The following is a 12,990-nucleotide window of genomic DNA, read 5'->3' as shown; positions in this document are numbered from 1 at the left end:
CTCAGGCCAGGCCCAGCGCTTCGCGCTGGTGCCGCACCAGCCGGGCAATGCCGGCTTCGGCCAGGCGCGTCATGGCGTCGAGGTCGGCGCGGCTGAAGGGCGCGCCCTCGGCGGTGCCCTGCACCTCGACAAAGCCGCCGCTGCCGGTCATCACCACGTTCATGTCGGTATCGCAGGTGCTGTCTTCGGCGTAGTCCAGGTCAAGCACCGGCACGCCTTCGACCATGCCGACCGAGACCGCGGCGACGTGGTCGCGGATCGGGCTGGCGGCGATCAGGCCGTCGCGCAGCATGGTCGAGATCGCGTCGTGGGCGGCGACAAAGGCGCCGGTGATGGCGGCGGTGCGGGTGCCGCCGTCGGCCTGCAGCACGTCGCAATCGAGGTGGAGCGTGTATTCGCCCAGCGCCGCGAGGTCGAACACCGAGCGCATGGCGCGGCCGATCAGGCGCTGGATTTCCTGGGTGCGGCCGGTCTGCTTGCCGCGCGCGGCCTCGCGGTCGGAACGCGTATGCGTGGCGCGCGGCAGCATGCCGTATTCGGCCGTGACCCAGCCTTCGCCGCTACCTTTCTTGTGCGGCGGCACCTTGGCCAGCACGCTGGCGGTGCAAAGCACCTTGGTGTCGCCAAAGGCGCACAGGACAGAGCCTTCGGCGTGGCGGGTGTAGTGGCGGGTAAGGCTGATGGAACGCAGCGCATCGGCTGCGCGGCCGCTGGGTCGCATGGGATGGATAGTCCGGAAGGGTAGAAACGGGAGAGATCGCGATTCTACCGCCCCCAGCCCATGCGCGCTGCATGGCTGCCCCGGCGAGGGCCGCGCATCACCGCATCAGGTTGCTGGTCTTGTCGATGGCGGCGCGGATCTCGGCGATCGAGCGCTCGATTTCCTCTTCGGACAGCAGGTCGCTCTCCGTACCGTTGCGCTCCAGGATCGAGGTGGTGAAGGCGTTGAGCGGTAGGGTGTCGGTCATCACCGCATCCTGGCCGGTGGCACTGGTGTCCAGCTCCCACATCATGGCGATGCCGGTGGTGTTGTCGGCACCTTCGCCGGCCTGCTGCAGCGCCTGGTCGATCAGCGCCGGCACCGCCTGCACCACCGACAGGCGCGTCAGCTTGTCCACCAGCATCGGCTCTTCCAGCGGGCCCCACAGGCCATCGGAGCAGAGCAGGGCGACGTCGCCCGGTTCCAGCCGCACCGGCCCGCCGAGGTCGATCAGGGGCAGGTTGGGCGAACCGAGGCAGTTGTAGAGCTTGTTGCGCTCGGGGTGGTTGGCCACGTCCATCGGCAGTACGCGCTCTTGCTGCAGCAGGTTCTCGATCTTGGAGTGGTCGCGCGTGCGCGTCAGCAGCTGGCCCTTGCGCAGCAGGTAATAGCGCGAATCGCCGGCGTGGGCCCAATGGATCTGGCCCTGCTGCACCAGGCAGCAGACCACGGTGGTGCGCGGCACGTCGGCCATCTGGTTGGCTTCGGCGTAGCGATGGATTTCTCGGTGCGCCAGCATGATGGTGTCCTGCAGGAACTCGGCCGGGTTGCGCACCGCGGGCCGGGCCTGCAGCTGGAACTGGCGCGCCAGCGTCTGCAGCGCCTGCTGCGCGGCGACTTCGCCGTGGGCATGGCCGCCCAGGCCGTCGGCCAGCACCATCAGCAGCGCATCGCGCGTGAAGCAATAGCCCATGCGGTCCTGGTTGATGCGGCGGCCGCCTTTCCTGCTTTCCTGGTAGACAGAGAATCGCATGTTGTCTAGGTGGGCTCTTGATTGGCTTCCGGGTAATTCGTGGCCCTGGCCGCGACATCGCGGCCAGGTTTGTGATTCAGTCGGCGCCCGCGCCGGGGGTGGTCTCGTCACGCCGGCGCAGCAGCGTCAGGAAGCGCGATGTCGCCGCGGTCTTTTCCGCCGGCGCGGCGGGTGCAGCCGGCGCTTGTGTCGGCGGCGCCAGCGCCTGTTCGCCGAGCGCGTTGGTCTGCTCGCGCAGTTCCTTCTGCAGCCGGAACACGCTCTGCGGACGGCCGGAAGGCGCCAGCCGCAGGCACCACTCGACCAGGTCGACCAGGCCATGGGTATAGCTGCTGCGCAGCCGCATCAGCGCCTCGCCCATGCGGTCGTCCTTCTCGCGCTGGTTGGCCTCTTGCGGCGGCAGCCCGGCCATGCAGGCGTAGAGCGTCGCGCCCAGGCTGTAGATGTCGGTCCATGGGCCCAGGTCGGAGTGCTTGCCGTACAGTTCCGGCGCGGCAAAACCGGGCGTGTACATCGGCTGGAAGCGTGCCGCTTCCATGGTCAGGGTCTGCCGCGCGGCGCCGAAATCCAGCAGGATCGGCGACTCATCCTCGCGCAGGTAGATGTTGCCGGGCTTGATGTCCAGGTGCAGCAGCTTGTGGATATGCACTTCGCGCAGGCCGCTCATCAGGTCGTGGAACACCTTGCGGATGAAATGCTCGCGCAGCACCTTGGCGCGTCCCTGCTGCCGGGCCGCCAGCACGTGCTCCTGCAGCGTCTTGCCCAGCTCGTAGTTCATCACCATGTAGACGGTGGCGTTCTCGCGGAAGAAGTTCACCACCCGCACCACGCTGGGATGGGAAATGCGCGCCAGCGAGCGGCCCTCTTCGAAGAAGTACTTCAGGCCCAGCCGGAACGCGGCGGCGTTTTCCTCGGGCACCACGGGGATCAGTTCGCCCGGGTTGCGGCGCGCCAGCGACGATGGCAGGTACTCCTTGATGGCGACCGGCGCACCGGTTTCGTCGGTGGCCAGGTAGACGAAACTGAACCCCCCGCTGGCCAACTTCTTTACAATACGATAGTTGGACAGCAGCGTGCCGACGGGCAGCGGTGCACTCTTCGGTTGGGGCGTGCCCTTTGGCTCTGTCATGGGAATAGGACCGGAGTTGCCCCCGCGGATTTGCCTCCGGATTGTCCGGGCTAATCGGTCACTTGTAAAGAACACAAATACGGGCGTTTTTGCCCGCCTTTCAACGTTTTGAGGGCGCCCCCCACGGCTCCGCCGCGCGGCAGCGGGGCGGGCGTCCGCCGGCAGGCCGCTGCCCGCGGGCGGGTGTCGCGGCGCCAATCACGAGAACAACCAATGATCCACAGCATGACAGGCTATGGCCTGGCGACGCGCCAGGCGCCATTGACCAACGCGCAGGGCGAGCCCAGCGGGCGCACCGCGTCCGTTTCGGTGGAATTCCGCACTGTCAATTCGCGTTTCCTCGACCTGTTGTTCCGGGCCCCCGAGGAGTGCCGCGCGTTCGAGCCGGCGTTGCGCGAGATGCTGATGGCCGAGCTGTCGCGTGGCAAGCTGGAATGCCGCATCAACCTGCAGCGCACCGATGCGGGCGGCGCCACGCTGGCGCTGAACGACGGACTGCTGGCGCAGATCCGCGCGCTGGAAACCACCGTGGCCGCCACCTTCAGCGGCGCTGGCACCCTGCGCATGGGCGAGATCCTGCGCTGGCCCGGCGTGCTGGTCGAGCCGGAGCTGTCGCAGGAGGCCCTGCGCGAGGCCGTGCTCGGCGCCGCGCGCGAGGCGCTGGATCATCTGCTGGACGCGCGCCGCCGCGAGGGCGACGCGCTCAAGGCGACGCTGGTGGAGCGCATCGACGCCATGCTCGCGATCGTCGAGCGCCTGACCCCGACCATCCCGCAACTGATCGCGCATCACCAGGAAAAGCTGACCGAGCGCCTGCAGGAAGCCTTCAACCTCGCCGCGCCCAACGGCATGCCGTCGATGAGCCGCGACGAGATCGCCGAGCGCATCCGCCAGGAAGCTACGGTCTACGGCATCCGCATCGATATCGCCGAAGAATTGTCGCGGCTGCAGGCCCACCTGAACGAAACGCGCCATATCCTGAAGAAGGGCGGCCAGGTCGGCAAGCGCCTGGACTTCATGATGCAGGAGCTCAACCGCGAGGCCAACACGCTGGGCTCCAAGGCCGCCGCCAAGGAACTGGCCGATGCCTCGATGGAGCTCAAGCTGCTGATCGAGCAGATGCGCGAGCAGGTCCAGAATCTAGAGTAAGACTGTCACAGAATCATCATGAGCCAAACTTCTCCGTCGGCCCCCCACACGGCCATCGACACCGTCTATCCCGGCAACCTCTTCATGGTGGTGGCGCCCTCGGGCGCCGGCAAGTCGACCCTGGTCAATGCGCTGCTGGCGCAGGACCCGGCGATCCGCCTGTCGATCTCGCATACCACGCGTGCGCCGCGTCCGGGCGAGGAGGACGGCCGCGAGTACCACTTCGTCACCGTCGACGGGTTCCGCGCCGCGCGCGACCGCGGCGACTTCCTGGAATGGGCCGAGGTGCACGGCAACTACTACGCGACCTCGCGCGTGTGGATCGAGCAGCAGATGGCGCAAGGCAATGACGTGCTGCTGGAAATCGACTGGCAGGGCGCGCAGCAGGTGCACCAGCGCTTTTCCAATGCGGTGGAGATCTTCATCCTGCCGCCGTCGCTGACCGCGCTGGAAGAGCGCCTGAAAAAACGCGGCCAGGACGAGCCCAACGTGATCGTGCGCCGACTGCTGGCGGCGGGCAGCGAGATGGCCCACGCCTCGGAGTCGGATTACGTGATCATCAACGAGGTGTTCGACGATGCGCTGGAGCAGCTGCGCAACGTCATCAGCGCCACGCGCCTGCGCTTTTCCTCGCAAAAGGCGCGGCATACGGAGCTGTTTATCGAGCTCGGCATCCACTGAAACGATGCCTGCCGATGGCAGCCGCGCGGGGCGCCGCCGGCGTTTCCCGCCGCGTGCTGTAAAATGGCAACCCAACGTAAGGTTTTGTCCCAAGGTGGATTTGATATGGCGCGTATTACCGTCGAAGATTGTCTGAAACACATTCCGAATCGTTTCGAGCTCGCGCTGGCGGCCACGTACCGTGCGCGCCAGCTGGTGCAGGGCCACACGCCCAAGGTCGAAGCGAAGGACAAGCCGACTGTGGTGGCACTGCGCGAGATCGCGTCGGGCCAGGTCGGCATCGAGATGCTGAAAAAGGTCCCGACCTGATTGACCAGGCGGCCCATGGCTCATCCTTGCATCGTGCCAGCACTGTTCCAGGCTCTCCAGCCGGATTTCTCGGGCCGCCGCCATGCCATCGCCGCACTCGCCCTCCAAGCCTCCGTCCCAGCCGTCGCCGACTGCCGTCGTGCCGGCGCCTGGCGATGCGGCCCCGCCCGCGGCGCGTAAGCGCACCATTCCGGGCCAGTCTTCCGTGAACGCGCGCACCGGCGCTCCCAATCTTCCCGATCCGCTCGGCGACGATGTCGTCGGCGAGCGCGCCGTCGCGCCGGCGCTGGCGCCGGGGAAAGCCCGCGGCGCGGCCCTGCACGATGAACTGACGGCGGTGCAGCAAGTGGCGCCGCCGGCAGCCGACAGCCTGTTTATCGATGCTGTGCTGGCGCAGTCATACCGGCACTTCTTCGGCCCGACCTCGCAACCGGCGGTGCCGCCGCGCCAGCAGGTCATCTCCATTACCCGGCTGATGGAGAAGCTCGCGTACCTGAAGGCGCCCGACCTGGCGCGCGTGCGCGAGGCCTTCCAGTTTTCCGACGAGGCCCACCTGGGCCAGTACCGCCAGAGCGGCGAGCCCTACATCACCCATCCGGTGGCGGTGGCCGAGCTGTGCGCCGACTGGAAGCTGGACGTGCAGTCCATCATGGCGGCGCTGCTGCATGACGTGATGGAAGACAAGGGCATTACCAAGAGCGAGCTGGCCGAGAAATTCGGCCCCAAGGTCGCCGAACTGGTCGATGGCCTGACCAAACTGGACAAGCTCGAATTCCAGAGCCGCGAGCAGGCGCAAGCGGAAAGCTTCCGCAAGATGCTGCTGGCGATGGCGCGCGATGTGCGCGTGATCCTGGTGAAGCTGGCCGACCGTACGCACAACATGCGCACGCTCGACTTCGTACCGCCGGAAAAGCGCCGCCGCATCGCGCTCGAGACCATGGAGATCTATGCGCCGATCGCGCACCGTCTCGGTCTCAACACGATTTACCGCGAGCTGCAGGAATTGTCGTTCAAGGTGGGCTCGCCGTTCCGCTACGCCACGCTGGAAAAAGCGGTCAAGGCCGCGCGCGGCAACCGGCGCGAAGTGGTCAAGCGCATCCTGGAAGCCGCGCAGAAGGGGCTGGCCGATGCTGGCATCGTGGCTGAACTTTCCGGCCGCGAGAAGACCCTGTACAGCATCTACCGCAAGATGCACGACAAGCAGCTGTCGTTCTCGCAGGTGCTGGACGTGTACGGTTTCCGCGTGGTGGTGGAAACGCAGATGCACTGCTATATGGCGATGGGCGCCCTGCACGGCCTGTACAAGCCGATGCCCGGCAAGTTCAAGGACTACATCGCGATCCCCAAGATCAACGGCTATCAGTCGCTGCACACCACGCTGGTGGGTCCGTTCGGCACGCCGGTCGAGTTCCAGATCCGCACGCGGGACATGCACCAGATCGCCGAGGCGGGCGTCGCCGCGCACTGGATGTACAAGCACCAGGCCGACCACGCCAACGATATCCAGCAGCAGGCGCACCAGTGGCTGCAGTCGCTGCTCGATATCCAGAGCCAGACCGGCGATTCGCAGGAATTCCTCGAGCACGTCAAGATCGACCTGTTCCCGGATGCGGTCTACGTGTTCACGCCCAAGGGCCATATCCGCGCGCTGCCGCGCGGCGCCACCGCGCTGGACTTCGCCTACGCGGTGCACAGCGACCTGGGCAACCAGTGCGTCGCGGTCAAGATCAACAACGAGATGCTGCCGCTGCGCACCGAGCTCAAGAGCGGCGATATCGTCGAAGTGGTGACGGCGCCGTATTCCAAGCCGAACCCCGCCTGGCTGTCGTTTGTGCGCACCGGCAAGGCGCGCGCGGCGATCCGCCACTACCTGAAGACCACCAAGCTGGACGAGGCCATCCAGCTCGGCGAGCGCCTGCTGGAACAATCGGCGCGCCAGCTCGGCATCGAGCTGAAAGCGGTGCCGCAGTCGGTGTGGGACCGCATGATCCAGTGGACCGGCAACAAGCATCGCGAAGATATCTTCGCCGACCTGGCGCTGGGCCGGCGCGTGCCGGCGGTGGTGGCCAAGCGCATGGAGATCCTGCTGCAGGAGCTGTCCGGCGATGTCGACAGCGCGCTGCTGGCAGCGGTGCAGACCTTTGCCGGCGAGGAAGCGCCCGCGGTGCCGATCACCGGCGACGAGGGCATGTCGATTATCTTCTCGGCGTGCTGCCGCCCGATCCCGGGCGATTCGATCGTCGGTTACCTCGGCAAGGGTGAAGGGCTGCAGATTCACGTGCAGGATTGCAAGGTGGCCAAGCGCCTGCACAGCAAGGATCCGGAGCACTGGATCGACGTGATGTGGGCCAAGAAGACCACGCGCGCCTTCGATGTGTCGATCAAGGTGATGGTGCGCAACGTCAAGGGTATCGTCGCGCGCGTGGCGGCGGATCTGACCGCCGCCGATGCCAACGTCGCCCACGTGGCGATGGAGCAGCAGGACGCCGGCCACCAGGAAGCCACCTACATGCAGTTCATCATCCAGGTGCAGAACCGCCTGCACCTGGCCAACGTGATGCGCGGGCTGCGCCGCAACCCCGACGTCATCCGCATCTTCCGCGACCGCAACGACGGTTAGGCCCGCCTGGTCATGGTTTTTTTGGCGGGTAGCGGACTTCGAGAATATCGATCTGCTCGACGCCGGCCGGCGTGCGCAACGGCACGGTATCGCCTTCGCGCGCCTTGATCAGCGCCTTGGCGATCGGCGAGATCCAGCTGACGTGGTTCTGGTCCAGGTCGACTTCATCCATGCCGACGATGGTAATGGTGGTCTCTTCGCCCGAGGCATGCGCATAGGTGACGGTGGCACCGAAGAAGATCTGGTCGTTGTCGCCCTGCAGCGATGGGTCGACCACTTCGGCCTTGTCCAGGCGGCGCGTCAGGAAGCGGATGCGGCGGTCGATCTCGCGCAGGCGCTTCTTGCCATAGAGATAGTCGCCATTCTCCGAGCGGTCGCCATTGGACGCCGCCCACGAGACGATCTGCACGATGTCAGGCCGTTCGACGTCGATCAGGTGCATCAACTCGTCGCGCAGGCGCGCATAGCCTTCAGCCGTGATGTAGTTCTTGGTGCCGGGAGGCAGCGGCGCCGCGCCTTCGGGAAGATCGTCGTCCTCGTCGCCCGAGGACTCTTTCACAAATGCCTTGTTCATGGTCGGGATCACTTCTTCAGTCTGCCATTATAGGAAAAGCCCACTGCCAGGCTGCCGTGCGGCACGGCCGCGCGAGACCCGTCCCAATAAAGATCGCAAAAAAGTTGCCAGAGGGCTTCACAAAAACAAAAACTGGGTTATAATCTTTTTCTCGCGTGCGGCTGTAGCTCAGTTGGATAGAGTACTTGGCTACGAACCAAGGGGTCGTGGGTTCGAATCCTGCCAGCCGCGCCACCTATGCAGTAAGAAAAGGGCTTCCGGAAACGGAAGCCCTTTTTCATTTCCGTTCCAGCCCGCGCCCGTCTCGCCGTGTTGCACCTTGCGGTCGTGCGTGGCGCCTCCTAGTCTCGAAGACACATCATTGATCCCGGAGGCGGGCGCATGGACAACGCAGACTGGCGTGTCGAGGCATATCGTGGCATGGACGTCTACGTCCTGGTGTCGCCGCAGGGGCCGGGCAGCATTGGCCGCTGGGGCTATGAGGTCCGCGTGTCGCAGGAAGGCGCGGATCCCGCGGATGCGGGCGACACCGAACTGCTCGCCAGCGGTCCGCAGCAGTTTGCCACGCGCCACGCCGCCGAAGTGGCTGCCTTCGGTGCCGGCTATGCGCTGGTCGATCGCCTGCTAGGCCCTGCCGAGTAAACGCGCCAGTTCATCGCGCCACTTCATTGCGCCAATCCAGCCCGACGCGCCCGGCGGTTTATATCACGTCATGATGTATTGGTTTGCGGCCAGCGATGAACGATTTCATGCAACGGCATAAATAATGCTTGCCATGGGCCATTGAATCGCCCATAATCCATCTCCTTCAGACGCGGGGTGGAGCAGTTGGCAGCTCGTCGGGCTCATAACCCGAAGGTCGCAGGTTCAAGTCCTGCCCCCGCAACCAACGCCTCGCGCCAGCCCTTCGCGGCATCGACGTAATCCTTCAGGGCGTTGTTCTCAAGGCCAATCGGCCAAGTCCCCTCAGTATTTCGACTGCAGTGCTTCGCTGCCAATGCGGCCGGTTTGCGCTTGGACCTGCGGCTCTGAACGTCAGGCCGGCAAGCGTTGCGCCGCAAGCCTGAAGGTGTCGCGCACCAGCGGCTGGTCTTCGCGTTCGGCCGCCTCGGCGCGATCGCGCAGCCGCGCGGCCAGCACCGTCAGCGTTCCCTGTGCCTGCGGTCCGCCGGCGGCCTGGCATTTGGTCACGGCTTCGCGCATCACCGCATCGAGTTCGCCGCTGACGTCGGCGCCGTCGAAGGCGCTGACCGAAAGGGCCGAGATGCGTTCCAGGTAGAGATTGACCAGCGCTTCGTCGTGTAGCGGTTCGGACATGTCTTCTCCTTGTCGATGGCGGCATACACCAACCATTGTAGTGAAGCCGCCGCCTGCTCGGGATCAAACAATAATGATTCTTGTTCTGGATCTCCGCCGGCTTCTCATACAATGAGCGCCTGCTGATTTATCCCCGACGTAGAAGCCATCATGATGCTGCAGATCCCCGACGTACTGACCAAGGCCCAGGTCGCGCAAGCGCGCGAACTCATCGACGCGGCGCCTTGGGCTGACGGCAACGAAACCTCGGGCTACCAGTCGGCGCTGGCCAAGCGCAACCTGCAACTGCCCGAAGGCTCGCCCGCGGCACGGCAGGTGGGCGACCTGATCCAGGACGCATTGGGAAACCATGCCCTGTTTTTTTCGGCGGCGCTGCCGCTGAAGGTCTATCCGCCGCTGTTCAACCGCTATGAGGGTGGGCATACCTTTGCGAACCATGTCGACAACGCGATCCGCTATCTGCGCGGCACCAGCTTCCGCATCCGCAGCGACCTGTCGGCAACGCTGTTCCTGACCGAACCGGAGGACTACGACGGCGGCGAACTGGTGGTCGAGGACACCTACGGGCAGCAGCGCGTGAAACTGCCTGCCGGGCACATGGTGCTATACCCGGCCACCAGCATCCACCACGTGACACCGGTCACGCGCGGGGCGCGGGTGTCGTCGTTTTTCTGGATCCAGAGCATGGTCCGTGACGACGGCCAGCGTGCCATGCTGTTCGAGCTGGATGGCCGCATCCGCCAGGTGGGGCAGGAACTCGGCCAGGCGCACGAATCGGTGATCGGCCTGACCGGCGTCTATCACAACCTGCTGCGGCGCTGGGCCGACGCCTGAGCGCTGCCGGCACTCACCGGGGCGCGCGGCATTGCGTCAGCCACGATGCAGGCGCGACTATTCGTTGCGCCGCCGCTGGCTTTGCAGCAACTCGATGGGAGACGGCTGGATGCGCCGTCGCGCCGGACGCAGTGCCCGGTTCGGCCACAGCACATAGTTGGTGTGCGGGTCCAGCGGCTTGCCGAAGTACGAGACCCAGACCTGCACGCCTTGCTCGGTTTCAGCAACGATGGCCGCGACGGCGCGCGCCGCGGCGGAAGGGGACTTGAGCAGCTCGGCCAGGGCCTCGACGCCCTGCACCACATGGTGCTTCACCCCTGCAAACCATGCGTACTGACGCATGGCGGACAACAAACGCTTGGTCATGAACGCGACTCTGGTGTGTGGAAGTGCCAATGAGACTGGCGTCCGTCCGCTTCGTTCAACGGGAATTTTCGGACGCAAGTATGACTGCACGATCGCTGCCGGGCATTCGGTATGTACCCTGAGACGTGCAAGCCCCGCCAGCGTGGCGGCGGCGTCACGCCACGCGCGCCGGTTCGGGGACTAACGCCGAGAGTACCATTGCCAGCCGGTCGAGGGCCGGATCGATGTCAAGCAGGTCGATGGCGCCGAAGCCTAGCAGCAGGCCCGCGCAGGTCTGTGGCGGTGTGGCGTAGCAAGGGTCTAGGGTGGCCAGATCCAGGTCCGCCAGCCGCGCCATGGAAACCAGCGCCTCGGTGGCCACCGGCATGCGCAGCCGCGCTGCCAGGTGGAAGCCCGCTATGGCCGGCAGCGGTTCCAGCCACGGCGACAGGTCGCCCTGCAACCGCGCCAGCAAGCGTGCGCGGCGCCGGGCATGGCGCGCATGCGAGCGCCGGATATGGCGCAGCAGGTGGCCTTCGGACAGGAAGCGCGCCAGCGCCTGCTGCAGCAGCGTCGGCGTGTGCCAGTCCATCAGGTGCTTGACCTTGCGCGCCGCCGGCATCAGCCAAGGCGGCACCACCACATAGCCGCCGCGCAGATTGGCCGCCAGGGTCTTGGAGAACGTGCCCAGGTAGACCACCCGGCCGTGCCGGTCCAGCGTCTGCAGCGCGTCCAGCGCCTGGCCGCCGTAGCGGAACTCGCTGTCGTAATCGTCTTCCAGGATCACCGCATGACGGCGCGCGGCCCAGTCCAGCAAGGCCTGGCGCCGCGCCAGGCTCATCGGCACGCCCAGCGGCGACTGGTGCGAGGGCGTGACATAGACCAGCGTGGCGTCGTTGGGCAGCGCGGCCACCACCAGTCCTTCCTCATCGACGGGCACCGGGATCACCCGGGCACCCATTCCCTGGAACAAGGCGCGCGCCATCGGATAGCCGGGATCTTCCATTGCCACCACCGCGCCCGGTCCAAGCAGCAGGCGCGCAAGCAGGTCGATGCCTTGCTGTGCGCCGCTGGTGACAAGGATGTCGGTAGGCGCGCTCTGCACGCCGCGGGTAAAGGCGATATGGCGGGCAATCGCCTGGCGCAGCGGCATCTCGCCGGCCGGATCGGCCGGACCGGGGGCGCGCTCGCGCTCGGCCGCGAGCGCCGCGCGCACGCAGCGCGACCAGGCTTCATGCGGAAAGCGGGTGGTATCGGCCTGGCCCGGCTGGAAGGCATAGCGTGCGCCGCCCGGCGGGCCCAGGAACGGTGTCGGCACGGCCAGCCAGCGCTGCACCGCCGGGGGCAGCACCGGCGCCGCCGCGATACGCACCGCCGGCCGCGCCAGGCCTGGTGCGACATAGGTGCCGTCGCCGACGCGTGCGTGAAGCCAGCCTTCCGCCACCAGCCGCTCATAGGCCGTGGTCACGGTCTTGCGCGCCACGCCCAGTTGTGCGCCGAGCAGGCGCGACGGCGGCATGCGCGCGCCGGCCTCGAGCCGGCCGCCCTGGATGGCGTCGCGGATGTGGTGGACGATCTGCGCGGTCAGGTCGCCGGCGTGGTCCAGGGCCAGGTGCAGTTCCATGGGGGGTGGCGTCGATTGCGATTGGTCTACTAAGTTTGCCGGAAATTGGCAGTGTACGGGGCCAATCCGGCCGTCTATCTTTCATTCCGTCGGGCCCGCACCGGCGCCCGCTGAATCCAGCCTGAACCCAACCTGTCTACGGAGATCGATCATGGAAGAACGGATGAACTGGCAAGACGTAGCCCCTGACGCCTACAAGGCGCTGGTCGGCGTCGAGATCTACCTGGCGCGCTGCTCGCTGGAGACCACGCTGAAGGAACTGGTCAAGATCCGCGCCTCGCAGCTCAACGGCTGTGCCTTCTGCCTGGACATGCACGTGACCGACGCGCGCAAGCATGGCGAAAGCGAGCGCCGGCTGAACCTGCTGCCGGCGTGGCGCGAAGTGAGCTGGTTCACCCCGCGCGAGCGCGCCGCGCTGGCGTGGACCGAGGCGCTGACGCTGCTGCCGCAAAGCCAGGCACCGGACGCGGACTACCAGGCCCTGCGCGAGCAGTTCTCGGAAAAGGAAATGGTTGATCTGACGCTGCTGATCTCGGCCATCAACGCGTGGAACCGCTTCGGGGTCGGCTTCCGCCGCCAGCCTCCGGCGCTTTAAGGTCCCGCACACGCCAGCCTGCCGCGCGGCGGCTTGTCGATTGACAAGCCGCCGCGCGCTGCATTAGGTTCTGTTGCAGC

Annotated in this window: 14 protein-coding genes and 2 tRNA genes; 9 read left to right on the top strand and 7 right to left on the bottom strand. The window is 66.2% G+C overall.

What is annotated here, in order from left to right; all coding sequences use genetic code 11:
- Position 1 precedes the first annotated feature (1 nt).
- The 3 genes from rph to E5S69_RS19795 form a co-directional block, all read right to left on the bottom strand.
- Positions 2 to 721 carry a ribonuclease PH gene (rph, locus tag E5S69_RS19805; protein WP_171516334.1) on the bottom strand — a complete coding sequence of 240 codons (720 nt, stop codon included), beginning with the start codon at positions 719 to 721 and terminating at the stop codon, positions 2 to 4.
- Positions 722 to 818: 97 nt separating this feature from the next.
- Positions 819 to 1,733 carry a PP2C family protein-serine/threonine phosphatase gene (locus E5S69_RS19800; protein WP_171516333.1) on the bottom strand — a complete coding sequence of 305 codons (915 nt, stop codon included), beginning with the start codon at positions 1,731 to 1,733 and terminating at the stop codon, positions 819 to 821.
- Between the two features lie 76 nt (positions 1,734 to 1,809).
- Positions 1,810 to 2,862, bottom strand: a complete 1,053-nt coding sequence (locus tag E5S69_RS19795; protein ID WP_171516332.1) for a serine/threonine protein kinase — start codon at positions 2,860 to 2,862, stop codon at positions 1,810 to 1,812.
- Between the two features lie 213 nt (positions 2,863 to 3,075).
- On the opposite strand from E5S69_RS19795, the gene E5S69_RS19790 reads away from it, so the two are divergent.
- From E5S69_RS19790 to E5S69_RS19775, 4 genes are all read left to right on the top strand, one after another.
- Entirely contained in the window at positions 3,076 to 4,011 is a 936-nt protein-coding gene (locus E5S69_RS19790) for a YicC/YloC family endoribonuclease (protein ID WP_171516331.1), read from the top strand.
- Between the two features lie 18 nt (positions 4,012 to 4,029).
- Entirely contained in the window at positions 4,030 to 4,692 is a 663-nt protein-coding gene (gene gmk / locus E5S69_RS19785) for a guanylate kinase (protein WP_171516330.1), read from the top strand.
- 105 nt (positions 4,693 to 4,797) lie between these two features.
- Positions 4,798 to 5,001: a DNA-directed RNA polymerase subunit omega gene (gene rpoZ, locus E5S69_RS19780; protein ID WP_006578656.1), complete on the top strand. Its 204-nt coding sequence runs from the start codon at positions 4,798 to 4,800 to the stop codon at positions 4,999 to 5,001.
- Positions 5,002 to 5,206: 205 nt separating this feature from the next.
- Positions 5,207 to 7,621 carry a RelA/SpoT family protein gene (locus E5S69_RS19775; protein ID WP_171516329.1) on the top strand — a complete coding sequence of 805 codons (2,415 nt, stop codon included), beginning with the start codon at positions 5,207 to 5,209 and terminating at the stop codon, positions 7,619 to 7,621.
- A 10-nt stretch (positions 7,622 to 7,631) separates the two neighbouring features.
- Here E5S69_RS19775 and greB read toward each other — a convergent pair whose 3' ends face one another.
- Positions 7,632 to 8,195 (bottom strand): transcription elongation factor GreB, encoded by a 564-nt coding sequence (gene greB, locus E5S69_RS19770; protein ID WP_171516328.1) that lies wholly within the window; start codon positions 8,193 to 8,195, stop codon positions 7,632 to 7,634.
- Between the two features lie 157 nt (positions 8,196 to 8,352).
- Between greB and E5S69_RS19765 the strand changes: the two genes are divergently transcribed.
- The 3 genes from E5S69_RS19765 (at position 8,353) to E5S69_RS19755 (ending at position 9,084) form a co-directional block, all read left to right on the top strand.
- Positions 8,353 to 8,429, top strand: a tRNA-Arg gene (locus tag E5S69_RS19765).
- A gap of 147 nt (positions 8,430 to 8,576) precedes the next feature.
- The gene (locus E5S69_RS19760) at positions 8,577 to 8,837 is read left to right on the top strand and encodes a hypothetical protein (protein ID WP_115679772.1); all 261 of its coding nucleotides are present in this window, start codon (positions 8,577 to 8,579) and stop codon (positions 8,835 to 8,837) included.
- Between the two features lie 171 nt (positions 8,838 to 9,008).
- Positions 9,009 to 9,084 (top strand) — tRNA-Met (locus tag E5S69_RS19755).
- A gap of 146 nt (positions 9,085 to 9,230) precedes the next feature.
- On the opposite strand, the gene E5S69_RS19750 is transcribed toward E5S69_RS19755, so the two are convergent.
- Positions 9,231 to 9,512: a hypothetical protein gene (locus tag E5S69_RS19750; RefSeq protein WP_171516327.1), complete on the bottom strand. Its 282-nt coding sequence runs from the start codon at positions 9,510 to 9,512 to the stop codon at positions 9,231 to 9,233.
- A gap of 150 nt (positions 9,513 to 9,662) precedes the next feature.
- Between E5S69_RS19750 and E5S69_RS19745 the strand changes: the two genes are divergently transcribed.
- Positions 9,663 to 10,346: a Fe2+-dependent dioxygenase gene (locus tag E5S69_RS19745; RefSeq protein WP_171516326.1), complete on the top strand. Its 684-nt coding sequence runs from the start codon at positions 9,663 to 9,665 to the stop codon at positions 10,344 to 10,346.
- A 57-nt stretch (positions 10,347 to 10,403) separates the two neighbouring features.
- On the opposite strand, the gene E5S69_RS19740 is transcribed toward E5S69_RS19745, so the two are convergent.
- Together E5S69_RS19740 and E5S69_RS19735 are read right to left on the bottom strand one after the other, a co-directional pair.
- On the bottom strand, positions 10,404 to 10,712 hold the full coding sequence (locus tag E5S69_RS19740; protein WP_116355978.1) for a hypothetical protein: 309 nt from the start codon (positions 10,710 to 10,712) through the stop codon (positions 10,404 to 10,406).
- A 154-nt stretch (positions 10,713 to 10,866) separates the two neighbouring features.
- A complete protein-coding gene (locus tag E5S69_RS19735; RefSeq protein WP_171516325.1) occupies positions 10,867 to 12,315 on the bottom strand; it encodes a PLP-dependent aminotransferase family protein in 1,449 nt (482 codons plus the stop codon).
- A 151-nt stretch (positions 12,316 to 12,466) separates the two neighbouring features.
- On the opposite strand from E5S69_RS19735, the gene E5S69_RS19730 reads away from it, so the two are divergent.
- Positions 12,467 to 12,910, top strand: a complete 444-nt coding sequence (locus E5S69_RS19730; RefSeq protein WP_171516324.1) for a carboxymuconolactone decarboxylase family protein — start codon at positions 12,467 to 12,469, stop codon at positions 12,908 to 12,910.
- The last annotated feature ends 80 nt before the right edge of the window (positions 12,911 to 12,990 follow it).

Source organism: Cupriavidus necator, from assembly GCF_013141915.1.
Classification (GTDB): domain Bacteria; phylum Pseudomonadota; class Gammaproteobacteria; order Burkholderiales; family Burkholderiaceae; genus Cupriavidus; species Cupriavidus necator_B.
The sequence above is the reverse complement of the archived record's forward strand: the minus strand, read 5'-3'. Positions and strand labels throughout refer to the sequence as shown.